The organism is Brevundimonas sp. (assembly GCF_036405315.1).
In the GTDB taxonomy this organism is placed as follows: Bacteria; Pseudomonadota; Alphaproteobacteria; order Caulobacterales; family Caulobacteraceae; genus Brevundimonas.
The window spans coordinates 1-22,571 of sequence record NZ_DASWXW010000033.1 but is presented as its reverse complement, the minus strand read 5'-3'; the positions used below and the strand labels follow the sequence as shown (position 1 = coordinate 22,571).

Here is a 22,571-nt window from a genome sequence, read left to right as displayed (position 1 = left end):
TCGGGCACATGGCTGTCGCGCGTGTCGAAGGCGGGCACGACCATGTCGGAATCGACGCCGAACGCCTCCCTGACCGTCACCTTGCGGTGCGGCTCCAGCGTGACCAGGGGATCGGGCGAGGCGTCGAGGGGGGAGGTCATGACAGGTCGATTAGCGCAGCACGACCGGGTGGTCGAGACCCAGACCGATGCGGGCGACGCGTTCGATCAGGAAGGGCAGGCGAGCAGCGACAGGAATGGCGGCGCGGCGGGCCAGATCCGCCCCGGCGCCGGTGTTGCGCACGAAGCTGGTCAGGGCGCGAACGCGGCGCACCACGGCCTTGTCCACCGGGCGGCGCAGGCGATCGTAGTCCTCGATTCGCTCTGTATCGCCGCTGAGGAAGTCGGCGGCGCAATCGGCGAAGACGAAGGCGTCCTCGATGCCCAGGTTCATGCCGCGCGCGCCGATGGGCGAATGGATATGGGCGGCGTCTCCGCCCAGGGCGACGCGGCCCAGGCTCATGGCCGAGGCCATGCGATGCGAGATGTGGAAGTCCGAACGCCACAGCACGTCGCCCGCGCGCCAGCCCTCTGGCAGGTTGTCCAGCAGGGGCGGGCCGAAGCCGATCAGGCGGAACCGCGCGCCCGAATAGGGCAGGCAGACGAAGACGGCGTCGTCGCGAAAATCGATCCAGGCCTCGTCCGCAGGCGGCCCCTCCAGCTCGACGTCGATCAACTGCCACGGCTCGGCCCAGGCGTCGCCGGGGAAGCCGAGGCCCAGGGCCTTGCGCACCGTGGAATGGGCGCCGTCGGCGGCGAACAGCAGCGGCGTCCGCACGCGCTCGCCTGACGACAGGACGGCCGTGACGGCGTCGGCGTCCTGAGACAGGCCGATCAGGGCCAGGCCGCGCTCGACCGCGACGCCGCGCGCCGCCAGGGCTTCGGTCAGCAGGGCCTCGGTGCGGGCCTGGGGCAGGATGGCGAGGGGGAAGCGGGCGCCGACGTCGATCTCGTCCAGATGAACAACGGCCAGGGTCTGGCCGTGCCGGTGGATGTGCAGTCGCTCGGCGGTCCCGGCTTCGGCCAGGATGCGGGCGGTTACGCCGGTCGCCTCCAGCAGGTCCAGGGTGCGCGGATTGACGCCGAGCGCCTTGGAGGTGGCGGTCGGCGTCTCGGCCGCGTCAATCAGGCGAACCGCCACGCCGCGCCGCGACAGAAAAAGGCCCGCCGTAAGTCCTGTGGGACCGGCGCCGACGACCAGGACCTGAGGCGCGGCGCTCATGGCCGCAGGCTCAGTCGGCGCTCAGCGTCACATCGACGTTGCCGCGCGTGGCGTTGGAGTAGGGACAGACCTGATGCGCCTTGTGGATAAGATCGTCGATCACCGCCTGATCGAGGCCGTGGTCGGTCACGTGCAGCGTGACATCCAGGTTGAAGCCTTCACCGCGCGTATTCTTGCCGAAGCCGATGCCGGCCTCGACCTTGGTGTCCGGCCCGACGGGCGTGCCCGCCTTGCCCGAGACCAGGCGAAGCGCGCCCAGGTAACAGGCGGCGTAGCCGGTGGCGAAAAGCTGTTCAGGATTGGTGCCGTCGCCGCCCTTGCCGCCCATCTCGGTCGGGACGGACAGGCGCACGTCGATCTTGCCGTCGTCGGTGGCGGAGCGGCCCTCGTCGCGACCGCCTCCCGAAGCCGTGGCGTGGGCGCGATACAAGACTTCCATCAGGCGACTCCTCTGAAGTTTGAGGAACCGAATATGGGGAGCAGTAGGACAGAAACAACGGTTCTGTGATTCGTGTAATCCACAAGGGGGTGTTAACAATTTGGTCATCACTTCCGTCGGGGAAGGGGCCATGAACACGCACACGCAGTACTTCTGCTACGTCTATGATGCGCCTGAAAGCACGCCGCTGATGTTCGCGTTGGACGCGGACAGTTTTCCCGAGGCGGTGCAAGAAACGCGGCTCAGGCTGCTGGATGAGAACGGCGACGGCGCCTTCGCCGAGATCTGGGACGGCTCGGGCGAAGGGTCGATGATGCGCGTCGCCGGCGCGCCCAGATCGGGCGGTCTGCTTCGTTCGATCAGGCGTGCCCGGCCTTTTTCAAAGTTTTCCAGGCCTTGATGACGCGCTGAAGCTTGGCCTCGGCGCCGCGGTCGCCGCCGTTGGTGTCCGGGTGGAAGCGTTTCAGCAGTTCGTGATAGCGCGCCTTGATCGCGGCCTTGTCCGCGCCGGGCTTCAGATCGAGATCGGTGAGGGCCGCCAGCTCGATCTTGCCGATGCGATGGATTTCGGCGGCGGCTGGACCAGCCTGATCCTGGGTGCGGCGTCCGAACAGGCCGAAACTGTCGCGCCATGAACCGGCGCCCTCGGTTTTGGCCGTGCCCATCTTGGCGGCGAAAGCGGCGGCCTCGCGCGTGTTCTTGCCGGCCTTCATTTCCCAGGTCGGGCGGCCGCCGGTCATGGCCTCGTTCTCCTGGGCGGCGCGGACCTCGCCTTCGCTCATGCCCGCGTAGAAGTTCCAGCCCTTGTTGTACTGGCCGGCGTGCGCCTGACAGAAGTCGTAAAAGTCGGCCAGCTGTTCGCGCGACTTGGGCGCCTTGGCCGTCGCCGGGCGGCTGCAATCCGGCCACTGGCAGGGTTTCTCGCCCGGCTTCAGGTGCAGGACGTCGGCCTCGGCCTGCTCTTCCTCAGGCTTGGGCGGCTTCACGCGGATGTCGGTGAAGCGAGGCTTGTATTGAAAAGACGCGGACATCGCCCGAAGTGTAAGCCTGATTTGGACCGCTTCAAGGAACGACCGATGTCAGATGGCCCCGTGGCGGCACTTATCCGCGAAAAACTGACGGCGGCCTTCGCCCCACTGCGGATCGAACTGGAAGACGACAGCTGGAAACACGCCGGCCACCATCATGAAGGCGGCATGGACGGCAAGGATGGCGGCGAGAGCCATTTTCAGCTGATGATCGTGTCCGACGTCTTCGAGGGGCAGGGGCGGGTTGCGCGGCAGCGCGCGGTCAACGCCGTGCTCAAGGACGAGTTGTCCGGGCCTGTTCATGCGCTTTCCATCCGTGCGCTGACGGTCGGCGAGGCCGCCCTTGTCTAGGTGATGTGCCGCTTTGATACGTAAAATTCCGCATTCATACCGTCTTAGAACCTTCACTCTAGCGTCCGCTGCGAACTGATTTGCAAGAGCGGGGGCGTGCGAATGGTGGGGGACGGGATCAAGGGACTGGACGGGCAGGCGCCCGGCGAAGCCGCACAGGCGCTGACCGCGATCCTGCAGACCCATTATCTGCGCTATCTGATCATCGTCAGCTGGGCTGTCGGCGTCGTCGCCACGGTCGGGCTGTTGTCCGGCCTGACCTGGTTCGCCGCCACCCTGGCCGCCGGCGCTCTGCGCGGCGAGGTTGAAAAACGCGTCAGCCAGCGCGTCGGCGCCGGATGGGGCATGGTGTTTCCCGCCGTGGCGACGGGCACCACGGCGGTCTGGGCCGTGGCGCCGCTGATCGCCTGGTTTTCCAAGGCGCCCTTCGGACATGAACTGGCGATCGCGCTGCTGATCTCGGGCTATGTGCTGGTGTTCGCCCAACTGCGCAGCTCGCCGCGCCAGGCGATCATGATCTCCTCGCCCTATGGCGTGGCGGCGGCGATCATCGCCGCCAGCCTGTTCGGCGGGCCGTTGTTCTGGCCCTTCCTCGCTCTGGTGCCCTTCATCGCCGCCAGCCTGTTCGTCCTGGTGACGATGACCATGCTGCGCGAGGAGCGCATTCGCGCCTTCCAGGCGTACCAGTCGCATCTGATCGAGGAGCTTGAGACCGCCCGCGACAAGGCGGACGCGGCCAACGAAGCCAAGTCCAGCTTCCTCGGCGTCATCTCGCACGAGCTGCGCACGCCGATGAACGGGGTGCTGGGCGCGGCGCAACTGCTGAGCGCCACGCGGCTCGAGGGGACGCAGCGCGAGTATCTGTCGATCATCCGCAACTCGGGCGACAACCTGCTGAGCCTGCTGAATGACATCCTCGACATGACCAAGATCGAGGCCGGCAAGATGAGCTTCGACATCGTCGATGTTCAGATCGACGATCTGCATCGCCGTATCATCGGTCCCTTCGTGGCCCAGGCCGAGGCCAAGGGACTGAACTTCATCTCGACCTTCGACGGAGAGATCCCCGCGGTGGTCCGTGGCGACCCGCTGCGGGTCTGTCAGGTGGTGCAGAATCTGCTTTCGAACGCCGTGAAGTTCACGGACCAGGGCGACATTCGGTTCAACGTCTACGGTCGGCGCGTTTCGGACCGTCGCGTGGCGTTCGAGTTCTCGGTCACTGACAGCGGTTCAGGCATTTCCCCCGAAGATCTGGATCGCCTGTTCCAGCCCTTCACCCAGGTCGACAATTCCTCGACGCGCAAGTTCGGCGGCACGGGGCTGGGCCTGACCATCGCGCGGCGCATGGCGCACATCATGGGCGGCGACATCACGGTGACGTCCAGTCTGGGCGAGGGATCGACTTTCACGCTTTCGGTCGAAGGTGAGGTGGTCGAGTGGAGCCGCCCCGAGGTGGCCGAAGAGATCGACGCCGACATCGCCAACAGCGATCATCTGAATGTTCTGGTGGTCGAGGATCACCCCGTCAACCGCATGATCCTGGAGGCCTGGATGGGGTCGGCGGGGCATCGCACCAGCACCGCCGAGAACGGCGAACTGGCGGTCGAGGCGGCGAAGAACCAGCGTTTCGACCTGATCATCATGGACGTGAACATGCCGGTGATGGACGGGCTGACGGCGACCCGGCTGATCCGCGACAGCGGCGGCGTCAACGTCGACACGCCGATCGTCGTCCTGTCCGCTTCGGCGCGTCATGAAGATCACGAGGCCGGGTTGGCCGCCGGCGCCGACGCCTATCTGAACAAGCCGATCGACTTCCGCGGGCTGGCTGTGCTGATGGGGCAGGTGCAGGGCGGTCGAGGCGCGCTGCAGGCCACTCTGGTCCAGGGCGACGCCGTCGCCGCAGCCTAACCCCCTGACGTTCAGCGCCGCGAGCGGTTGGGATTAAAACCGTCCTCCAGGGCTTCCATTCGCGGGGGCAGGCGCTAGACCCAAGACTATGTCTTTTCTGCACGAAACCCTGACGCAGACGGTCGCTGCCGGTGAAAAGCGACTGACGGTCGATGCGGCCATCCTGGCCAAGCTGGCTGACATGGCCGGCGACCTGGCGATCAACCTGACCATTGCGGCGCTGATCCTCGCCGCCACCCTGTTCATCGCGCGTTGGGCGTCGGGGGTGACGCGGCGGGTGCTGGGGCGGCTGCGGGCCTTCCGTCATGATCAGACCGTGCTCAGCTTCGCCGCCCAGGTCGTGCGGGTGGTGATCATCATCATCGGCCTGATCGCCGTGCTGCAGCGGCTGGGCGTGCAGACGACCTCGATTATCGCGGTTCTGGGCGCGGCCTCGCTGGCGGTCGGTCTGGCCCTTCAGGGCACGCTGTCGAACGTGGCCGCGGGGGTCATGCTGCTGATGTTGCGGCCCTATCGCGTGGGCGAGGTGATCGACGTGGGCGGCGCCTCGGGCACGGTGCAGAAGCTGGACCTGTTCACGACCCAGTTGTCGAACGCCAACAACCACAAGATCGTCATTCCCAACTCCAAGGTTCTGAGCGACGTCATCATCAACCTGACGGGGCAGAAGACGCGCCGGGTCGAGATCAAGTTCACCGTTGGCTACGGCGAGAACCTGAAGGACGCCTGCGACGTGCTGGCCGGCGTCGCGGCGGCGCACGACAAGGTGCTGAAGGACCCGGCCCCCTGGACCGGGGTCACGGCCCTGCTGGACAGTTCGGTGCAGATCACCCTGCACGCCTGGGTCAAGGTCGCCGACTGGTGGCAGACCCAGGCCGACCTGATGCAAGGCGGCAAGGAGGCGCTGGACGCCGCCGGAATCGAGATACCCTTCCCGCACCAGGTCGAGGTGCCGGCCAAGGACGCCCAATTCGCCCGTGTCCTCGTGGCGCCGGCAGAGCAGGAAGACTGACGCGTGCGTTACGATTTCGGATCCGACAATACCGCCGGAATGGCGCCCGCCGCCCTGGAGGCCCTGGCGACGGCCAACGGCGGCTTCGCGCGAGCTTACGGCGCGGACGAGACCTCCGCACGCGCCGCCGACCTGATCCGCCAACGGCTGGACGCCGACGCCGAGGTGCGCTTCGTCTTCAGCGGCACGGCGGCCAACGCCATCGCCGTCTCCATGCTGGCCCGGCCCTATGAGGCGGTGCTGACGCATCACGCGGCCCATATCTGCACGGACGAGACGGGCGCGCCGGGCTTCTTCGGCCAGGGCGTAGGCCTGATCGGCCTGCCGGGCTATTCGGGCAAGATCGACGGCCTGGCCCTGCGCGCGGCGCTGGAGGAGCCGGTGGTCGGCCACCGTCAGCCAGCGGCGGCCCTCAGCGTCACCCAGGCCACGGAATACGGCGCGGTCTATTCCGAGGAAGAACTGCGCCACCTGATTGAACCGGCCAAGCTGGCCGGTCTGGGCATCCATATGGACGGGGCGCGGCTGGCCAATGCGGCCGCGGCGGGCTTTGACCTGAAGGATATTCCGCGCCTTGGCGTGGACGTCCTGGTGTTCGGCGGGGCCAAGGCGGGCGCCAACTGCGCCGAGGCCCTGGTCATCTTCGACAAAAGCCTGACCCGGCGCATCGACAACCGCCTGAAGCAGGCCGGACAGACGGCGTCCAAGGGGCGTTTCCTGGCGGCGCCGATCCTGGGTCTGCTGGAATCGGGCGCCTGGGAGACCGGGGCGGCCCACGCCAATCTGATGGCCCAGCGTCTGGCCGACGGGATCGAGGAACGCTCGCCCTTCGTCCTGGCGCACCCGGTCGAGTCCAACGCTGTCTTCGTGCGGATGCCGGATGAGGCGCATCAGCGTCTGAACGCCCTGGGCTGGGCCTGCTATCAGTTCGACGACGGATCCGTGCGGTTCGTCTGTTCCTGGGCGACGACCGAGGGTGCGGTGGATGAACTGCTCGAAGCCATCGCGAGCCTGAACTAATGCCGGTTTCGCTCCGGCGCGGCGCCGCCCATATGCTGGAGCATGACGATGCGCGGTGAACGATCCGGCCGACGGGGCGATTCTGCGACCAAGGCCGCGGCGGCGGGACAGGAGCCGGCGAAGCAGGAGGCGCCGCCGACCTGGCAGGCGCTGACGGACCTGTTGCGCGTGGTCGGCCGCTCGGGCGCGCCGCAACTGCCGTGGCGCGTCGCCGGGGCCATCGGCCTGACGCTGGCGGGCAAGGGGCTGGGCGTGGCCGCGCCCCTGATCCTGGGCGCGGCGGTCAATCATCTGGCGGCGGGGCAGGGCGCGGCGGCGGCTGTGGGCTGGGGCTTCGCGGCCTTCGCCGTGGGTTGGGCCCTGGTGCGCTTCCTGTCGGCGGCGACGCCCCAGTTATCTGACGTGGTCTTCGCCCCCGTGCGGGCGGCGGCGCAACGCAAGACGGCGGCCGAGACCTTTGCTCACGCGCTGAGCCTGTCGCTGGACTTTCATCAGACCAAGCGGTCGGGCGCCCTGTCGCGGACCATGGATCGCGGCTCGCGGGCCGTGGACTTCCTGTTGCGGATTCTGGTGTTCAACCTGGGCCCGACGGTGGTCGAACTGGTGCTGGCGGCGGCGGTGCTGAGCGGCAAGTACGACTGGCGCTTCGGCGCAGTGGCGATCGGCGTCGTCGCCGTCTATGCGACCGCCACCTTCGCCATGGCCAACTGGCGGCTGGAGCATCGCCGCGCCATGAACGCCGCCGACAGCGAGGCGGCGGGCCTCTCAGTCGACGCCCTGCTGAACTATGAGACGGTCAAGTCGTTCGGGGCCGAGCGCCGGGCGGCCGAGGCCTATGACCAGTCGCTGTCGACCTATGTGGACGCGGCGCTGAAGGCCAACACCTCGCTGGCGACGCTGAACCTGATCCAGGGGCTGATCATGAACGTCGGCCTCGGCATCATGGCCGTCATGGCCGGGTTCGAGGCGGCGGCGGGACGCATGGGGCCGGGCGACGTGACGGCGGCGGTGCTGATCATGATCTCGCTCTATGCGCCGCTGAACATCCTGGGCTTCGCCTATCGGGAAATCCGTCAGTCCTTCATCGACATGGAGGAAATGCTGAAGGTGACGCGTCAGGCGCCGCAGGTGGCCGACGCGCCTGTCGCCGTCGCCCTGCCGCGCCCCGCCAGCGGGTGCGGGGCCGAGATCGTCTTCGATCATGTGGGCTTTCGCCATGACGCCCGGACCAACGGGCTGGACGACGTCAGTTTCGTCACCCCGGCGGGCACGACGACAGCCCTGGTCGGGCCGTCGGGGGCGGGCAAGTCCACCATCGTCAAGCTGGCCCTGCGTCTGCTGGACCCGCAGGAAGGCCGCGTGCTGATCGACGGCCATGACGCCCGGTCGGTGACGCAGGCCTCGCTGCGCGCGGCGGTGGCCCTTGTGCCGCAGGACGTGGCCCTGTTCAACGACAGCATCCGCGCCAACATCGCCTTCGCTCGCCCCGACGCGGACGAGGCGGCCATCTGGGCGGCGGCCGAGGCGGCGGAACTGGCCGACTTCATCCGCAACCTGCCCGAGGGCATGGAGACGCGGGTGGGCGAGCGCGGGCTGAAGCTGTCAGGCGGCGAGCGTCAGCGCGTGGGCATCGCCCGCGCCCTGCTGGCCGACCCCTGCATCCTGATCCTGGACGAGGCCACCAGCGCCCTGGACAGCCGCACCGAGGCGGCGATCCAGAAGACCTTGAGAAAGGCGCGGGCCGGCCGCACGACCCTGGTGGTGGCGCACCGGCTGTCGACCGTGGCCGACGCCGAGCAGATCCTGGTGCTGAAGGCCGGGCGCATCGTCGAGCGCGGGGCGCACCACGAACTGGTGGCGCGTCAGGGCGGGGAATACGCCAGCCTGTGGCGCAAGCAGACGCGCGGCGCGAAAAGCCAGGTTCAGTCGGCGGACTGAGCGCCGCCCGGAACCTTGGCCTTCAGCACGTCCTTGAGGCTGGCCAGGACCTGGACGCGGGCCTCGGCGGCCTCGGCCGGCAGGGTCAGCAGCAGGCGCAGGGCCTGGGCGTGGACTGTGACGATGCGCCAGTCGAAGGGTCTGTCCTCGGGCGCGGCGTCGATCAGGTCGCACAGATTGGCGGCTGCGGCGCACAGATCCTTCATCTCGAACGGACCGGCGGCGTCGATCACGGCGCTGGAATGGTCGTAGGCCTGATCCAGCACGCGACCGGCGTCGTCCAGCGAAGCCGGCGGCTGCAGCGCCGCCAGCGCCGCGACCTGTTCCTCGATGACCGCGCGACTGCGCGCCTGCATCTCGGCCAGATTGGCCTTGGCCTGGGCCAGGGCGACCCCGGCGCTGACGCCGCCGGGCTGGTCGATCAGGGTCGACAGGCGCGAACGGCGGCGATTGTGCGTGATGACGGTCATAACTCGATCGACGCTCTGCGTTGGGCTTCGAACTCAGCCTTGCGGATTTCCTCGGCGCGACGTTCCAGACCCTCCCAGGGTTCCGAACGGAAGCGACGATCGGGGCCGAAATAGTCGCCGACCTCGAGGAAGGGGCGGGCGTCGCGGGCGACCCAGACGATGCGTTCCAGCAGGACGCCGGCGCTGAACGGCTTGGTGATCAGGAAGTTGGCGCCGCAGTCGCGGGCTTCGCTGACCTTGGAGCGTCGCACGTGGGCGGCGGTCATGATCACGGGCGCGAAGGCGTTGGGCTCCAGCCCCGAGCGGCGCAGCCAGCGCACGAACTCATAGCCGCTCATGCCCGGCATTTCGCAGTCGACCAGGATCAGGTCGACCGGACGGTCGCGCAGCACGCCGATGGCCTCGGCCGCGCTGCTGCACGAATGGCGGACCTTGATGCCGAAGCCCAGCAGGGCCTGGGCGGTCAGCTCCAGGGCGAACGGCGAGTCGTCGATGACCATCGTCACCGCGCCGTTGAAGTTGAACACCGCGCTCTCGCGCAGCGTCTCGCCGACCCCGTTCATGCCGCGCATGAAGAGGCCCTGACCTGCTGAGTGGGCGAGGGAACGAATCGCATGGCTTCAGCTTCGACGGCGCGGGGCCGCCGCGCAATGCGCGCGATCAGCCCATACGGCCGATGGCGTAGAAGCGATCGGCGCGGGCCTTGCGGATCTGGTCCGCCGACAGCGACGACAGCGTCTTCAGTTCGTCTTCCAGAACGTCGCCGACCGACTGGATGGCCGTCTCGCGCGCCGTGTGCGCCCCGCCCAGGGGCTCGGGAATGACGCGATCGACGATCTTCATCGCCATAAGGTCCGGGGCGGTGATCTTCATGGCCATGGCCGCGTCCTTGGCTCGGGTGCCGTCGCGCCACAGGATGCCGGCCGCGCCCTCGGGCGAGATGACCGAATAGATCGAGTGTTCCAGCATCAGCACGCGGCTGGCGGCGGCGATGGCGATGGCGCCGCCTGATCCGCCTTCGCCCGTCACCGTGGCGATGGAGGGGACGCCCAGGGTCAGGCCGCGCTCGGTCGAGCGGGCGATGGCCTCGGCCTGGCCGCGCTCTTCGGCGCCCAGGCCCGGATAGGCGCCTGCGGTGTCGACGAAGGTCAGGACCGGCAGGCCGAACTGCTCGGCCATGTCCATCAGGCGGACGGCCTTGCGATAGCCCTCGGGGCGGGCCATGCCGAAATTGTGGGTGATGCGGGTCTGGGTGTCATGACCCTTCTCGTGGCCCATGACCACGACCGGCTGGCCGCGGAAGCGGGCCAGACCGCCGATGATCGCCTGATCGTCGCCGAACTGGCGGTCGCCGTGCAGTTCCACGAAGTCGGTGAACAGGCCGTCGATGTAGTCGACGAAGTGCGGACGCTGCGGGTGGCGGGCGACCTGGGTGCGCATCCACGGGTCGAGATTGGCGTAGGTCTTCACCCGCAGGGCGTCGGCCTTCTTGCGCAGGGCGGCGATCTCGGTCTCGAACGAGCCGCTGGTGGGGCCCAGATGCGACAGCTCCGCGATCTTGGCTTCCAGCTCGGCGATGGGCTTTTCGAATTCGAGATAGTGCGTGGCCATAAGGCGTCCGTGAGGAGAAGCGCGGTTGGCGCTACGGAAAGCGGCGGAAACTAGTGCGGGGAACGCCCTGGGGCAAGCGGGGTTCACTCGTCCTTCGCCAAGGGGTGCTTGGAATGGACGACCTGGGCCAGGCGGTCGGTGGCGACGTGGGTGTAGATCTGGGTGGTCGAGATGTCGGCGTGGCCCAGCAGGGTCTGGACCACGCGCAGGTCGGCGCCGCCTTCCAGCAGGTGGGTGGCGAAGGCGTGGCGCAGGACGTGGGGGCTGACGCGGGCCGGGTCGATATTGGCCGCCAGCGCCGCCTGATCCAGCAGTTGGGCGAAGCGTCGAGGGGTCAGGTGGCCGGTTTTGCCGTGGGAGGGAAACAGCCAGGCGCTGTCCGGCGTGTTCGGCTTGCGTGCGGCGTCGCGGGCGTCGAGCCAGGCCTTGATCGCCGCGCGCGCAGCGGCGTTGAGCGGGGCCAGGCGTTCCTTGCCGCCCTTGCCGCGCACGATCAGGTAGGCGGGATCGCGACGCACGGCCTCGACCTTCAGCCCCAGCAGTTCCGAGACGCGCAGGCCCGAGGCGTAGGCCATCTCGACCAGGGCGACGAGGCGAGGGCCCGCCGCGCTGTCGGCGGCGCTGTCCGCGCGATTGGCGGCGGCCAGCAGGGCCTCGATTTCGTCGCGGCTGAGGGTCTTGGGCAGGCTGCGGCCCTGTTTCGGCGCGTCGATGCGGCGGGATGGATCGTCGCTGCGCCAGCCTTCGCCCAGGGCGAAGCGATAGAACTGACGCACGGAGGAGCGCCGGCGGGCGGCGGTGGCGGCGGACAGGCCACGTCGCGACAGGTCGGCGAACCAGGCCTCGACGGCCTCCTGCGACGCCCCCATCAGGCCGCCCGCGTCGCCGAGCCAGGTCTCGGCGTCGGCCAGGTCGCGGCCATAGGCGGACAGGGTGTGGGGCGAGGCGTCGCGCTCGACGGCCATCATTTCCAGAAAGGCCTCGACCTGGGGCGTCACGCGGCGAGCTCAACACGGGTGTGGAGCGAGCGGCTGTGTCGTGTAGAGGATAGTGCGACCATGCCCGCCGACGCCTCGCCCGATTCCTTGCCTCTGTCGCCCTCTCTGGCGATTGACCGCACCATAACCCTGGTGGGGCTGATGGGCGTGGGCAAATCAACGGTGGGGCGCCGGCTGGCGCAAAGGCTGGGCCTGCCGTTCCACGACGGCGATCACGAGATCGAGTCGGCGGCCGGCATGACGGTCAGCGAAATTTTCTCCAGCCGGGGCGAGGCCGAGTTCCGGGCGGGCGAGGCGCGTGTCATGCGCCGCCTGCTGGAGGGGCCGCCCATTGTCCTGGCCACCGGCGGCGGGGCCATGATGAACCCCGAGACGCGGGCCCTGATGAAGAAGCACTCGATCAGCGTCTGGATGCGGGCCGATCTGAAGGTGATCGCCGAGCGGGTGCAGCGGCGCGACACTCGACCCCTGTTGCGCGGACGCGATCCGCTGGAGGCGCTGAGCCAACTGGCCGAGGCCCGCTATCCCATCTATGCCGAGGCCGATCTGACGGTGGACGTCGGCGGCGGCTCGCACGGCCAGGCGGTCGAGGCGATCATGAAGGAGCTGCGGCGCTACGTCCGCGAGGAGAGCCAGAAATGACGACGATCCGGGTCGGTGGCGAGAGCTTCGCCGCCTATGAGGTCGTGGTCGGGCGGGGGCTGCTGAAAGAGGCGGGCGCGCGTGTCGCCGCCCTGAAGCCGACGCGGGCCTTCATCGTCAGCGACGAGACTGTGGCCGCCATTCACGGCGAGACGGTGCGCGCGGCGCTGGAAAGCGCGGGGCTGAAGACCGGGATCGTGACGGTTCCGGCGGGCGAGGCGTCCAAGTCGTTCGAGCAACTGGAAGCCGTGCTGGACCGGCTGCTGGCCGAGGGGCTGGACCGCAAGAGCCTGGTGGTGGCGCTGGGCGGCGGCGTCGTGGGCGATCTGGCCGGGCTGACGGCGGCTCTGTTCATGCGCGGAATCGACTTTGTCCAGGTCCCGACAACCCTGCTGGCCCAGGTGGATTCCTCGGTCGGCGGCAAGACGGCCATCGACACCCCCCGCGGCAAGAACCTGATCGGCGCCTTCCATCAGCCGCGGCTGGTACTGGCCGACATCGAGGCCCTGGCGACCCTGCCGCTGCGACAGGTGCGCTCTGGCTGGGCCGAGGTGCTGAAGCATGGCCTGATCTGCGACGCGGCCTTCTTTGACTGGCTGGGCGGGGAGGGCGCTGCGGGCGCCGAAGGGAATCCCGACGCTCTGGAGCGGGCGGTGATCCGCTCGGTCGAGATCAAGGCCCAGATCGTCGGCGAGGACGAGAAGGAAGCAGGGCGCCGCGCCTTGCTGAACCTCGGCCATACCTTCGGCCATGCGCTGGAGGCCGAGTTAGGCTTCGGCGACGCCCTGACTCACGGCGAGGCGGTGGCCCTGGGCTGCGCCATGGCCTTCCGGTTTTCGGCTCGTCAGGGGCTATGCCCGGCGGCGGACGCGGAAAAGGCCGAGACGGGGATCAGGGCGGCGGGCCTGCCGACGCGGCTGGCCGACGTCGATCAGGTTTTCAATGCCGAGGCCCTGATTGGGCGGATGGCCGGGGACAAGAAGGCCGAGGGTGGGCGGCTGACGCTGATTCTGGCGCGGGCCATCGGCGACGCCTTCACCGACAAGGACGTGGACGCGGACGCGGTGCGGGCCTTCCTGATCGAGGAAGGCGCGGCGGCGTGAAGCTGAGCCCTGTCGTTCTCGAAGACCGTTTCGTCCGGCTGGAGCCGTTCACGAAGGGGCTGGAGGGCGAGGTGAGGGCGGCGCTGGACTGCGACCCGGGCGCCTGGAACAGCATGGTCAGCGCGGCCTGCGGCGAGCATTTCGACGGCTGGTGGGCGGCGGCGCTGAAGGCGATGGAGAGCGGCTCGCGCATCGCCTTCGCCGTGCGGCGGATCGGCGACGGGGCGGTGGTCGGCACGACCAGCCTCTATGAAATCAAGCCCGAGCATCGGCGCTGCGAGGTCGGTTCGACCTTTTACCGGCCCGACGCGCGGGGCGGGCCGGTCAATCCGGCGTGCAAGCGGTTGCTGCTGGACTACGCCTTTGCCAATGGTGCGATCCGGGTCGAGATCATCACCGACGCCCTGAACGCCGCCAGCGCCGCCGCCATCCGCAAGCTGGGCGCGCGCGACGAGGGCGTGCTGAGAAAGCACAAGATCACCTGGACGGGGCGGGTGCGCGACACGGCCCAGTTCGCCGTGCTGGACGAGGATTGGCCCGAGGTGCGGCGCCGGCTGGACGAACGGCTGGCCGCCTTCGCTTAGTCCACCGCGCGGCAGTTGGTCGGGTCACGATCGGTGACGGTCCAGACGGCCTGATCGCCTTTGCCGCGCAGGTCGTGGTTGCTGGCCCGATACCAGATGCCGCTGGCGGCGCGTTCCTGATACAGGTCGATCGCTTCGCCGTTGGACGTACGCACGGTCGCCATCCGACGCGGATTGTCGAAATCGACGGTAAGGCGCTCGCTGTTGTCGCACAGATAGACGGCGCGGACGACGCGGTTCATGGCGCCGTCTTGGGCGCCGTCTTGGGCGTTGTCCTGGATCTCGGCGCCGGTGCGGCGATGGGCGGTTTGGGCTGCGATGGCGCGGTCGCGAACCTCGTCTCCGCTGGTCGGGGCGCTGCGCGGTTCAGGGGCGCAGGCGGCCAGAAGGGCGACAAGGGCGGAGCCGCGCAGCAGGGCGATCATTCGGCGGTTTTCCAAGTCGAGCACCCCTCTTGCCAAGCTTATGCGGTCAACGCCCGGTTGCGCTTCGTGTTCCGCCCTTGCGCCGGCTCCGGAAGAAGGCGCGCAGGGTTTCGGCGGCGGGTTCGGCCAGGACGCCGCCCTCGGTCGCGGGCCGCCAATGGCAGGTCGGCTGATCGAAGAAGCGGCCGCCATGGATCACCGCGCCGCCCTTGGGATCGTCCGCGCCCCAGACCACGCGACCGATGCGGGCGTGGCTGATAGCGCCCGCGCACATGGCGCAAGGTTCCAGCGTGACATAGAGGGTCAGGTCGGTAAGGCGATAATTCTGCAACTTTGACGCCGCATCGCGCAAAGCCACGATCTCGGCATGAGCGGTCGGATCATGGGCCGTTATGGGGCCGTTTTGCCCACGGCCAAGCACTTCGCCGGTGGTTTCGTCGACAATTATCGCACCGACGGGCACTTCGCCCGCTTGCGCCGCCGCTTGCGCCAAGTCGAGCGCCATGCTCATGAACCGCTCATCATGGATCGCCATCCCAAAGACAACGACAAGAAGCCCCGCTCCCGTCAAGACGACGGCCCGCGCGGCCCCCGTAAATTCGCCGACGCGCGCCCGGACAAGGGCGGTTTCGCAGACCGGAAAGGCCCGCCGCACGGCGACAGGCCCTTCGCGAAGGGCGCCGACAAGCCAGGCGCGAAATTCGGACCCAAGGGCGCCAAGGAACCGGCCGCCCCGGTGCGCAGCGAGCGAATCGCCAAGGCCATGGCCCGCGCGGGCATCGCCTCGCGTCGCGAGGTCGAGCGTCTGATTGGTCTGGGCAAGGTGGCGGTGAACGGCCGTATCCTGGATACGCCCGCGACCCTGGTGACGCGCGACGATGTGATCACCGTGAACGGCAAGCCGATCGGCGCGGCCCAGGCGACGCGCGTCTGGCGCTATCACAAGCCGGCGGGCCTTATCACCAGCCACAACGACCCGGCGGGCCGCCCGACCGTGTTCGACGCCCTGCCCAGCGGTCTGCCGCGCGTGATCTCGGTCGGCCGCCTCGACCTGAACACCGAGGGCCTGCTGCTGCTGACCAACGACGGCGAACTGAGCCGGGCGCTGGAGATGCCTGACACGGCCCTGGTGCGCCACTATCGCGCCCGCGCCCGCGGCCGCATCACCCAGGAACAACTGGACAAACTGAAGACCGGCTGCACCATCGACGGCGTCCACTACGGCCCGATGGAAGCGACCATCGACAAGGCCAAGGAAAAGGGCGAGGGCGAGAAGTCGTCGGCCAATCTGTGGATCAGCGTCTCGATCACCGAGGGCAAGAACCGCGAGGTCCGCAAGGTCCTGGAGTCGGTCGGCCTGACCGTGAACCGTCTGATCCGTCTGGCCTATGGCCCGTTCCAGCTGGGCACCCTGCCGGTCGGAGCGGTCGAGGAAATCGGTCCGCGCGTGATCCGCGAAATGCTGGCCGATCACATCCGGCCCGAGAACCTGCCGACGGGCAACACCGTCTCGACCCCCGCGCCGATCCCCGGCCGCCGCACCTCGTCGCCGATCGTGACGGGCAAGTCGGGTTCGGCCATGTCGGACCCGTCGCGCAAGCCGAGCCGCGTTCGCGCCGCCACGGAGGCGCAGGCCGATGCGGTCGATCGCCGCGAGCGCCCGGCCAAGAAGGAAGGCTGGGCCAAGGCGACGCCGAAGTTCGAGCATTCCAAGACCTTCAAGCCGCGCGCCCGGCCCGAAGCCGCCCAGGGCGGCGAATGGTCGGAGCGCCCGCGCAAGCCCTTCAACCGGTCAGAACCGCAGCTCATTGACGACCGCCGCGCGCCCCGCGACGCCGGCAAGGGCGGATTCAAGCCGCGCGAGGGCGGTTTCAGCGACCGCCCGAAGCGGGACTTCAAGCCTCGCGACGGCGCGCCGCGCTCGGACGGCGATCGTCCGCAACGCGATTTCAAGCCGCGGGAAGGCGGGTTCAGCGATCGTCCCAAGCGGGACTTCAAGCCTCGCGAGGGCGGTCAGAGCGACCGGCCCCAGCGGGACTTCAAACCGCGTTCGGGCGGCAAGCCGGGCGGTTCGCGTCCTGGCGGCGGCAAGCCCTTCGGCGGCAAGCCGTCGGGCGGTCGCGGCGGACCGCGCGGCTAAGCCATGCGGATCGTCGCGGGCAGCCTGAAGGGGCGCGCCATCCTCGCGCCCGAGGGGCAGAACACGCGCCCGACCTCGGATCGGGCGCGTCAGGCCATCTTCAACGTGCTGGAGCACGCGTCCTGGGGCGAGAGCCTGCAGGGAATGCGCGTCATCGACCTCTACGCCGGATCGGGCGCCCTGGGGTTCGAGGCCATCTCGCGCGGGGCCAGCTTCGCCCTGTTCGTCGAGACGGACGACGGCGCGCGCGGCGTGATCCGCGAGAACATGGACGCCTATGGCCTGTTCGGGCGCGGGCGGGTGCATCGCCGCAGCGCGACGGACCTGGGCCCGCGTCCCGGCTCGACCGGCGAGGCCTTCGACCTGGCCTTCCTCGATCCGCCCTACGCCAAGGGTCTGGGCGAGCAGACCCTGGCGCGGTTGCTGGAGGGCGAATGGCTGAAGCCGGGGGCCATCGTGGTGTTCGAGCGCGGCTCGGACGAGCCCGACATCGACACGCCCGGCTACGAGCGTCTGGACGCGCGCGACTATGGCGCCGCGCGCGTCCTCTTCCTCAGGGTGTCAGAAGCCGCGTCCTGAGACGCGGTTGTCCAACTGGCTGCGCAGGCGGCTGAGGCCGTCGCGATTGACGACATAGGGGCCGCCGTTTCGCGACCTGATGACGCCCTTGCGCTTCAGGCTGCGCCATTGCTCAAGATTGCAGCCGTCCAGCACCCAGCCTTCGCGGGTGAAGCAACGGGCGGCGATGATGCGGCCCTGATCGTCGCGTTCCAGCAGGATGCGACCGCCCTGGGCCAGGGCGTGGAGCGTGCGTTGTTCCGCACGGGAGATGTTCATTTTCGGATTGTCCGGGACAGGCGTCAGCGTGCGCCCGGCGTCGATCTTTCAGACGCGGGGCGTTACGGGCGGCCTCGGACGGGGGGCAGCGTCCGGGCCTCAGGCCGTGAACACAATCTCAGACATAAACAGTCCCAACAGGTGAGGGGCCCAGATAGCGAGGCGGAGCGGCGGTTTCAATCGTTCCGGCGCAGCTTCTGGGCCAGACTCCGTGCGCCGACCGTCACGTCGGTCCAGGTGAGGTCGAAGCCGTCGTCGTCGCCGAAATAGGGATCGGCCACGGGCTGACCCTCGCGGCCCTCGACGTGATCCAGCAGCAGGCTGAGCTCGGCGGTGGCGTCGGCGGGGGCGAGACGGCGCAGATTGGCCAGGTTGTCGTCATCCAGAGCCACGACGTGGGTGAAGCGGCGGAAATCGGCGGGTTTCACCTGACGGGCGCGCAGGGCCGAGATGTCGACGCCGTTCCTGCGGGCCACGGCCTGGGCGCGCGGGTCGGGCGGTTCGCCGACGTGCCAGCCGCCGGTGCCGGCGGAATCCACGACCACCTCCAGTTTCAGTCGGCGAGCTTCTTCACGAAAGGCGGCCTCGGCCAGCGGCGAGCGACAGATGTTGCCGAGGCAGACGAAGAGGACGGAGGGGATCATTGGACCTTTCTCGCTCATCCCCGCGAAGGCCGGGATCCAGATGCAAAACGTCGCGGCTGGCCGAAAGACCTGCTGCGGCGAGATTTTCTCGGCCCGCTCCCTACGATCTGGATCCCGGCCTTCGCCGGGATGAGCGGGTGCGGAGGGATCACCGCCGCCCGAACAGCTTTTCGAGGTCGTTGAGCTTGAGCTCCACATAGGTGGGGCGGCCGTGGTTGCACTGGCCGGAGTGGGGCGTGGCCTCCATCTGGCGCAGCAGGGCGTTCATTTCGGGGGCGCTGAGGACGCGGCCGGCGCGGACGCTGCCGTGGCAGGCCATGGTGCCGCAGACCTCGGCCATGCGCTCCTTCAGCGACAGGGCGGCGCCGTGCTCCGACAGGTCGTCGGCGATGTCGCGGATCAGCCCCTGAACATCGGTGTCGCCCAGCAGGGCCGGGGTTTCGCGGACCAGAACCGCGCCCGATCCAAACGCCTCGACGATCAGGCCCATCTCGGCCAGTTCCTCGGCCTTGGCGGCGACGCGGTCGGCCTCGGCGGGGTCCAGTTCGACCACCTCGGGCGTCAGCAGGGCCTGACGGGTGACGGCGCCGGTCGCCATCTGGGTCTTCATCCGCTCATAGACGAGGCGTTCATGGGCGGCGTGCTGATCGACCACAATCAGGCCGTCGCGGGTCTGGGCCACGATATAGGTGCCGTGCAGTTGGGCGCGGGCGGCGCCGAGGGGGTAGTCGATCAGGTCGGGCGGCGTCTGGGCGCCGGGCGCGATCTGGCCCGCGTGTTCGGCCTGGATTTCGCCCAGGGTGCGGAAGTCGGGGGCGGCGGCTTGTCCGCTCCAGGTGTGCTCGACGCGGGCGGAGCGTTCGTTGAGGCCGGGCAGATTCTGGGCGGCGGCGGCCGGTTGCGACCAGCCCTGCCAGCCGCTCCAGCCCGGCGCGGCGGCGCCGAACGACTGGGCCGAGGCCGAGGTGGGGCTGTAGAGGGCCTCGCCCGTATGCGGGCGGAACCCGGACAGGGCGTCGGCGGCGACCGTGGTCGAGGCGCGGTGGCCCGCCGCGTGCAGGGCGTGACGCAGGGCGCCGACGATCAGGCCGCGCACCAGGGCTGGATCGCGGAAGCGGACCTCGGCCTTGGCGGGGTGAACGTTCACGTCGACATAGAGCGGGTCGATGTCGAGGAACAGCGCCGCCGCCGGATGCCGGTCGCGGGCCAGGAAGTCGGCGTAGGCGCCGCGCAGGGCGCCTTGCAGCAGCCGGTCGCGCACCGGGCGGCCGTTGACGAACAGGAACTGATGCGCCGCATTGCCGCGCGAATAGGTGGGCAGGCCCGCATAGCCGGACAGGCGCACGCCGTCGCGTTCCTGATCGATCAGCAGGGCGTTGGCCTCGAAATCGCGGCCCAGAAGCGCGCCGAGCCGTTTCAGGCGGCCCTCGAAGCCCGGATGCTCGGCGGGCAGGCGTAGCGTCACCTTGCCGTCCAGCGACAGGGTGAAGGCGACGGCTTCGTGGGCCATGGCCTGACGCTTGATCTCCTCCGAGATGGCCATGGCTTCGGACCGCTCGGACTTCATGAACTTGAGCCGGGCGGGGGTGGCGTAGAAGAGGTCGCGGACCTCGACCCGGGCGCCGTGCGGGCCGGGGAAGCCGGCGGGGGCCACCGGACGCTGGTCGCCGCCGTCCACGGTCACGGACCAGGCGTCGCCTTCGTCGCGAGCGCGGGTGGTGATGGTCAGGCGGGCGACCGAGCCGATGGAGGGCAGGGCCTCGCCGCGGAAGCCGAGGGTGTGGATGCGCAACAGGTCCACGTCGCCGGCGTCGTCGGGCTCCAGCTTGGACGTGGCGTGGCGTTCGACCGCCAGCGGCAGTTCGTCCTTCGGGATGCCCTTGCCGTCGTCGGCGATCAGGATGCGGGTCAGGCCGCCGCCGTCCGCCTGGATCTCGACGCGCGAGGCACCGGCGTCCAGCGCATTCTCGACCAGCTCCTTGATGGCGCTGGCGGGGCGTTCCACCACCTCGCCGGCGGCGATGCGGTTGACGGTTTCGGGGGGGAGGCGGCGAATGGGCATGTGAGTCGCAAGATAGGCGGGCGACGCGCAGGGCGCACCTCAATCCGCATTTTTGCGCGAACAGGGCTTGAAGGACTGCAATCGCAACTTATACTGTTGCAGTCCGAGCGGCGCGCCAACGGACAAAGCAACCGTTTCTGGGCCTCGTGTCCAGTCCTGAACCATCAACGAGGTCCCTCCCCATGAAGATCAAAGCCGCCATTCTGGCTGTTTCGGCCGCCGCCCTGCTGGCCGCCTGCAGCCCCGCCGCCGACAAGTCGGGCGCGCCCGTCGCCGACGCCGCCTCGACCACCCCGGTCGAGCTGAAGGCCCCGGCCGGCGTCTATGTGATGGACCCGACCCACGCCACGCTGCAGTGGTCGCTGCCGCACAATACGATTTCCAACTACACGGCGCGCTTCAACAAGTTCGACGCCAAGATCACCCTGGACCCGGCCAACCTGGCCAACAGCTCGGTCGAGGTCAGCATCGACCCGGCCTCGGTCGACGCCAACTATCCGGGCGACTACACCGGCACTCACGCCGGCTCGGGCTTCAAGAGCTGGAACGAGGACATCGCCCGGAACAAGAACTTCCTGAACGCCGGCGCCTTCCCGCAGATCACCTTCAAGTCGACCAAGGTCGAGCTGACCGGCGCGCGCACGGCCAAGGTGACGGGCGACCTGACCTTCCTGGGCGTGACCAAGCCGGTGACGCTGGACGCCACCTTCGGCGGCGAGATCGAAAAGCACCCCTTCATGCAGGTGCCGACCATCGGCTTCGCAGCTGAAGGCAAGTTCAAGCGCACCGACTTCGGCATGCCGATGGGTCCGGTGGGTGACGACGTCACCATCCGCTTCGACGGCGAGTTCCTGCAGCAGGTGACGCCGGCCGCCGCAGCCCCGGCCGCCTAATCGCTGATCCCTCTGCCGTCATCCCGGACAGCCGACAGGCTGATCCGGGACCCAGGCGTCGGATAGAGACTGGAGGCTATGGCGTCTGGCTCTGCCGCCTGGGTCCCGGATCGCCTCTGCGAGGCGTCCGGGATGACGGATGTATTTCATGAGCCTGCGAGTTTCGCCATGACCGCGCCCGCCAGCCGCTACACCCCCGTCGCCATCGCCCTGCACTGGGCCATCGCGGTCGCCATCATCGCCATGATCCCGATGGGCTGGTGGATGAGCGAGGCGATCAACGCGCCGGGGCAGCAAGCGCTGGCCTATCGCGTGTTCCAGATTCACAAGTCGGTCGGTTTCCTGATCCTGGCGCTGACATTGCTGCGGCTTGTGTGGCGGCTGACGCACCGGACGCCGGGAATGCCGGCGGAAATGAAGACCTGGGAGACGTTCGCGGCGCGGGCGACCCATGCGGCCTTCTATGGCCTGATGCTGGCCCTGCCTTTGACCGGGTGGCTCTATGTCTCGGCGGGCTGGGCCGTGGCGACGGATACGCCGCTGGCGGTGGCGACCAGCTGGTTCGGCCTGTTCACCGTGCCGTATCTGCCTTTCATCGGCGAGGCGGCGGCGGGCCTGCGCCGGGCCGTGGCCTATCAGGCCATGGGGGCGCACAGCCTGATGGCCTGGGGCGCGGTTGTGCTGATCGCCCTGCACGTCGGGGCGGCGCTGAAGCACCAGTTCATCAATCGCGACGGGGTTCTGGCCCACATGATCCCGGTGCTGAAGCACGGCGAGGGCCGCACCGCGCCGGAGCCGAAGCCCTTGTTGCGCCGGAGCGAGCGTTTGGCCGGGCTGGGCTTCATCGCGGCGCTGGCCGTGGCGGGCGGCATCGCGGCCAAGCCCGCGCCGCTGGCCGAAGGGGCTGGGGGCGAGGCTCGTGTCGCGGAGGCACCCGTTCAGGCCGAGGCGGCGGTCACGCCGGGGACGGCGACGGCCTGGACCATCGATCCGGCGGCCTCGAGCATCGAATTTACCGGCACCCATGCGGGCCAGGCCTTCAAGGGGCGGTTCGAGCAGTGGGAGGGCCAGGTCTGGTTCGATCCGGCCGATTTGGCGGGCTCCAAGGCCGTGGTTCTGGTCAAGACCGGAACGGCGAAGACCGGCGACGCAACCCAGGAAGGCAGCCTGACCGGCGCGGAATGGTTCGACCCGAGCGCCTAT

The 22,571-nt window shown here is 68.9% G+C and carries 25 protein-coding genes and 1 pseudogene; 13 read left to right on the top strand and 13 right to left on the bottom strand.

Features of this window, described 5'->3' with window-relative positions; translation table 11 throughout:
* The 3 genes and pseudogenes from VGE49_RS02340 to VGE49_RS02330 form a co-directional block, all read right to left on the bottom strand.
* Window positions 1-140: pseudogene (locus VGE49_RS02340) on the bottom strand (cobaltochelatase subunit CobS); the annotation flags it as partial.
* A 10-nt stretch (window positions 141-150) separates the two neighbouring features.
* Complete coding sequence (locus VGE49_RS02335; protein WP_331032976.1) at window positions 151-1,260, bottom strand: FAD-dependent oxidoreductase; 1,110 nt, start codon at window positions 1,258-1,260, stop codon at window positions 151-153.
* 10 nt (window positions 1,261-1,270) lie between these two features.
* Window positions 1,271-1,699: an organic hydroperoxide resistance protein gene (locus VGE49_RS02330; RefSeq protein WP_331032975.1), complete on the bottom strand. Its 429-nt coding sequence runs from the start codon at window positions 1,697-1,699 to the stop codon at window positions 1,271-1,273.
* A gap of 130 nt (window positions 1,700-1,829) precedes the next feature.
* Between VGE49_RS02330 and VGE49_RS02325 the strand changes: the two genes are divergently transcribed.
* Window positions 1,830-2,099 carry a hypothetical protein gene (locus VGE49_RS02325; RefSeq protein WP_331032974.1) on the top strand — a complete coding sequence of 90 codons (270 nt, stop codon included), beginning with the start codon at window positions 1,830-1,832 and terminating at the stop codon, window positions 2,097-2,099.
* Here the strand turns inward: VGE49_RS02325 and VGE49_RS02320 are convergent.
* The gene (locus tag VGE49_RS02320) at window positions 2,059-2,730 is read right to left on the bottom strand and encodes a J domain-containing protein (protein ID WP_331032973.1); all 672 of its coding nucleotides are present in this window, start codon (window positions 2,728-2,730) and stop codon (window positions 2,059-2,061) included. The two genes, VGE49_RS02325 and VGE49_RS02320, sit on opposite strands and share 41 nt — an antisense overlap.
* A 21-nt stretch (window positions 2,731-2,751) precedes the next feature.
* Here VGE49_RS02320 and VGE49_RS02315 point away from each other — a divergent pair, with 21 nt between their 5' ends.
* The 5 genes from VGE49_RS02315 (at window position 2,752) to VGE49_RS02295 (ending at window position 8,959) form a co-directional block, all read left to right on the top strand.
* Window positions 2,752-3,078: a BolA family protein gene (locus VGE49_RS02315; protein ID WP_473964827.1), complete on the top strand. Its 327-nt coding sequence runs from the start codon at window positions 2,752-2,754 to the stop codon at window positions 3,076-3,078.
* Window positions 3,079-3,180: 102 nt separating this feature from the next.
* The gene (locus VGE49_RS02310; RefSeq protein WP_331032978.1) at window positions 3,181-4,989 is read left to right on the top strand and encodes an ATP-binding protein; all 1,809 of its coding nucleotides are present in this window, start codon (window positions 3,181-3,183) and stop codon (window positions 4,987-4,989) included.
* Window positions 4,990-5,077: 88 nt separating this feature from the next.
* Complete coding sequence (locus VGE49_RS02305) at window positions 5,078-6,001, top strand: mechanosensitive ion channel family protein (RefSeq protein WP_331032972.1); 924 nt, start codon at window positions 5,078-5,080, stop codon at window positions 5,999-6,001.
* Between the two features lie 3 nt (window positions 6,002-6,004).
* A complete protein-coding gene (locus VGE49_RS02300; RefSeq protein WP_331032971.1) occupies window positions 6,005-7,021 on the top strand; it encodes a threonine aldolase family protein in 1,017 nt (338 codons plus the stop codon).
* Window positions 7,022-7,069: 48 nt separating this feature from the next.
* Window positions 7,070-8,959 (top strand): ABCB family ABC transporter ATP-binding protein/permease, encoded by a 1,890-nt coding sequence (locus tag VGE49_RS02295; protein WP_331032977.1) that lies wholly within the window; start codon window positions 7,070-7,072, stop codon window positions 8,957-8,959.
* Here VGE49_RS02295 and VGE49_RS02290 read toward each other — a convergent pair.
* The 4 genes from VGE49_RS02290 to VGE49_RS02275 all read right to left on the bottom strand — a co-directional run bounded on the left by VGE49_RS02290 (window position 8,944) and on the right by VGE49_RS02275 (window position 12,038).
* The gene (locus tag VGE49_RS02290) at window positions 8,944-9,429 is read right to left on the bottom strand and encodes a chemotaxis protein CheE (protein WP_331032970.1); all 486 of its coding nucleotides are present in this window, start codon (window positions 9,427-9,429) and stop codon (window positions 8,944-8,946) included. The genes VGE49_RS02295 and VGE49_RS02290 overlap by 16 nt on opposite strands.
* Window positions 9,426-10,001 (bottom strand): response regulator, encoded by a 576-nt coding sequence (locus VGE49_RS02285; protein WP_331032969.1) that lies wholly within the window; start codon window positions 9,999-10,001, stop codon window positions 9,426-9,428. The genes VGE49_RS02290 and VGE49_RS02285 overlap by 4 nt, the downstream gene beginning before the upstream one ends.
* Window positions 10,002-10,089: 88 nt before the next feature.
* A complete protein-coding gene (locus VGE49_RS02280) occupies window positions 10,090-11,040 on the bottom strand; it encodes an acetyl-CoA carboxylase carboxyltransferase subunit alpha (RefSeq protein WP_331032968.1) in 951 nt (316 codons plus the stop codon).
* An 83-nt stretch (window positions 11,041-11,123) separates the two neighbouring features.
* Window positions 11,124-12,038, bottom strand: coding sequence for a site-specific tyrosine recombinase XerD (locus tag VGE49_RS02275; protein ID WP_331032967.1), 915 nt, complete (start codon window positions 12,036-12,038; stop codon window positions 11,124-11,126).
* A gap of 33 nt (window positions 12,039-12,071) precedes the next feature.
* Here VGE49_RS02275 and VGE49_RS02270 point away from each other — a divergent pair, with 33 nt between their 5' ends.
* From VGE49_RS02270 to VGE49_RS02260, 3 genes are read left to right on the top strand one after another with little or no spacing between them, the layout of a single operon-like run.
* On the top strand, window positions 12,072-12,680 hold the full coding sequence (locus VGE49_RS02270; protein WP_414643586.1) for a shikimate kinase: 609 nt from the start codon (window positions 12,072-12,074) through the stop codon (window positions 12,678-12,680).
* Window positions 12,677-13,783, top strand: coding sequence for a 3-dehydroquinate synthase (gene aroB, locus VGE49_RS02265; protein ID WP_331032965.1), 1,107 nt, complete (start codon window positions 12,677-12,679; stop codon window positions 13,781-13,783). Before VGE49_RS02270 ends, aroB begins: the two co-directional genes overlap by 4 nt.
* On the top strand, window positions 13,780-14,367 hold the full coding sequence (locus tag VGE49_RS02260; RefSeq protein ID WP_331032964.1) for a GNAT family N-acetyltransferase: 588 nt from the start codon (window positions 13,780-13,782) through the stop codon (window positions 14,365-14,367). Before aroB ends, VGE49_RS02260 begins: the two co-directional genes overlap by 4 nt.
* Here VGE49_RS02260 and VGE49_RS02255 read toward each other — a convergent pair.
* Both VGE49_RS02255 and tadA read right to left on the bottom strand, forming a co-directional pair.
* Entirely contained in the window at window positions 14,364-14,792 is a 429-nt protein-coding gene (locus tag VGE49_RS02255; protein WP_331032963.1) for an MliC family protein, read from the bottom strand. The genes VGE49_RS02260 and VGE49_RS02255 overlap by 4 nt on opposite strands.
* A gap of 46 nt (window positions 14,793-14,838) precedes the next feature.
* Window positions 14,839-15,303: a tRNA adenosine(34) deaminase TadA gene (gene tadA / locus VGE49_RS02250; protein ID WP_331032962.1), complete on the bottom strand. Its 465-nt coding sequence runs from the start codon at window positions 15,301-15,303 to the stop codon at window positions 14,839-14,841.
* Window positions 15,304-15,315: 12 nt separating this feature from the next.
* Here tadA and VGE49_RS02245 point away from each other — a divergent pair, with 12 nt between their 5' ends.
* Both VGE49_RS02245 and rsmD read left to right on the top strand, forming a co-directional pair.
* Entirely contained in the window at window positions 15,316-16,932 is a 1,617-nt protein-coding gene (locus VGE49_RS02245) for a pseudouridine synthase (RefSeq protein WP_331032961.1), read from the top strand.
* Window positions 16,933-16,935: 3 nt separating this feature from the next.
* Entirely contained in the window at window positions 16,936-17,511 is a 576-nt protein-coding gene (gene rsmD, locus VGE49_RS02240) for a 16S rRNA (guanine(966)-N(2))-methyltransferase RsmD (protein WP_331032960.1), read from the top strand.
* Here the strand turns inward: rsmD and VGE49_RS02235 are convergent.
* The 3 genes from VGE49_RS02235 to mutL all read right to left on the bottom strand — a co-directional run bounded on the left by VGE49_RS02235 (window position 17,494) and on the right by mutL (window position 20,475).
* Window positions 17,494-17,769, bottom strand: a complete 276-nt coding sequence (locus VGE49_RS02235) for a YjhX family toxin (RefSeq protein ID WP_331032959.1) — start codon at window positions 17,767-17,769, stop codon at window positions 17,494-17,496. The genes rsmD and VGE49_RS02235 overlap by 18 nt on opposite strands.
* A 176-nt stretch (window positions 17,770-17,945) precedes the next feature.
* Window positions 17,946-18,413 (bottom strand): low molecular weight protein-tyrosine-phosphatase, encoded by a 468-nt coding sequence (locus VGE49_RS02230; RefSeq protein WP_331032958.1) that lies wholly within the window; start codon window positions 18,411-18,413, stop codon window positions 17,946-17,948.
* Window positions 18,414-18,561: 148 nt separating this feature from the next.
* Window positions 18,562-20,475, bottom strand: a complete 1,914-nt coding sequence (gene mutL, locus VGE49_RS02225; RefSeq protein ID WP_331032957.1) for a DNA mismatch repair endonuclease MutL — start codon at window positions 20,473-20,475, stop codon at window positions 18,562-18,564.
* Between the two features lie 182 nt (window positions 20,476-20,657).
* On the opposite strand from mutL, the gene VGE49_RS02220 reads away from it, so the two are divergent.
* Window positions 20,658-21,368, top strand: a complete 711-nt coding sequence (locus tag VGE49_RS02220) for a YceI family protein (RefSeq protein WP_331032956.1) — start codon at window positions 20,658-20,660, stop codon at window positions 21,366-21,368.
* A 168-nt stretch (window positions 21,369-21,536) separates the two neighbouring features.
* Window positions 21,537-22,571: cytochrome b/b6 domain-containing protein (locus tag VGE49_RS02215; protein ID WP_331032955.1), on the top strand; the 1,035-nt coding region annotated here is incomplete at its 3' end.

Coding starts and splice junctions, on each gene's coding strand:
- VGE49_RS02285 (WP_331032969.1), bottom strand. CDS start 10,001: ATGCGCGGCATGAACGGGGTCGGCGAGACGCTGCGCGAGAGCGCGGTG.
- VGE49_RS02295 (WP_331032977.1), top strand. CDS start 7,070: ATGCGCGGTGAACGATCCGGCCGACGGGGCGATTCTGCGACCAAGGCC.
- VGE49_RS02310 (WP_331032978.1), top strand. CDS start 3,181: ATGGTGGGGGACGGGATCAAGGGACTGGACGGGCAGGCGCCCGGCGAA.
- VGE49_RS02320 (WP_331032973.1), bottom strand. CDS start 2,730: ATGTCCGCGTCTTTTCAATACAAGCCTCGCTTCACCGACATCCGCGTG.
- mutL (WP_331032957.1), bottom strand. CDS start 20,475: ATGCCCATTCGCCGCCTCCCCCCCGAAACCGTCAACCGCATCGCCGCC.
- VGE49_RS02290 (WP_331032970.1), bottom strand. CDS start 9,429: ATGACCGTCATCACGCACAATCGCCGCCGTTCGCGCCTGTCGACCCTG.
- VGE49_RS02325 (WP_331032974.1), top strand. CDS start 1,830: ATGAACACGCACACGCAGTACTTCTGCTACGTCTATGATGCGCCTGAA.
- VGE49_RS02305 (WP_331032972.1), top strand. CDS start 5,078: ATGTCTTTTCTGCACGAAACCCTGACGCAGACGGTCGCTGCCGGTGAA.
- VGE49_RS02335 (WP_331032976.1), bottom strand. CDS start 1,260: ATGAGCGCCGCGCCTCAGGTCCTGGTCGTCGGCGCCGGTCCCACAGGA.
- VGE49_RS02280 (WP_331032968.1), bottom strand. CDS start 11,040: ATGGCCACGCACTATCTCGAATTCGAAAAGCCCATCGCCGAGCTGGAA.
- VGE49_RS02230 (WP_331032958.1), bottom strand. CDS start 18,413: ATGATCCCCTCCGTCCTCTTCGTCTGCCTCGGCAACATCTGTCGCTCG.
- VGE49_RS02235 (WP_331032959.1), bottom strand. CDS start 17,769: ATGAACATCTCCCGTGCGGAACAACGCACGCTCCACGCCCTGGCCCAG.
- aroB (WP_331032965.1), top strand. CDS start 12,677: ATGACGACGATCCGGGTCGGTGGCGAGAGCTTCGCCGCCTATGAGGTC.
- VGE49_RS02330 (WP_331032975.1), bottom strand. CDS start 1,699: ATGGAAGTCTTGTATCGCGCCCACGCCACGGCTTCGGGAGGCGGTCGC.
- VGE49_RS02245 (WP_331032961.1), top strand. CDS start 15,316: ATGGATCGCCATCCCAAAGACAACGACAAGAAGCCCCGCTCCCGTCAA.
- tadA (WP_331032962.1), bottom strand. CDS start 15,303: ATGAGCATGGCGCTCGACTTGGCGCAAGCGGCGGCGCAAGCGGGCGAA.
- VGE49_RS02255 (WP_331032963.1), bottom strand. CDS start 14,792: ATGATCGCCCTGCTGCGCGGCTCCGCCCTTGTCGCCCTTCTGGCCGCC.
- rsmD (WP_331032960.1), top strand. CDS start 16,936: ATGCGGATCGTCGCGGGCAGCCTGAAGGGGCGCGCCATCCTCGCGCCC.
- VGE49_RS02220 (WP_331032956.1), top strand. CDS start 20,658: ATGAAGATCAAAGCCGCCATTCTGGCTGTTTCGGCCGCCGCCCTGCTG.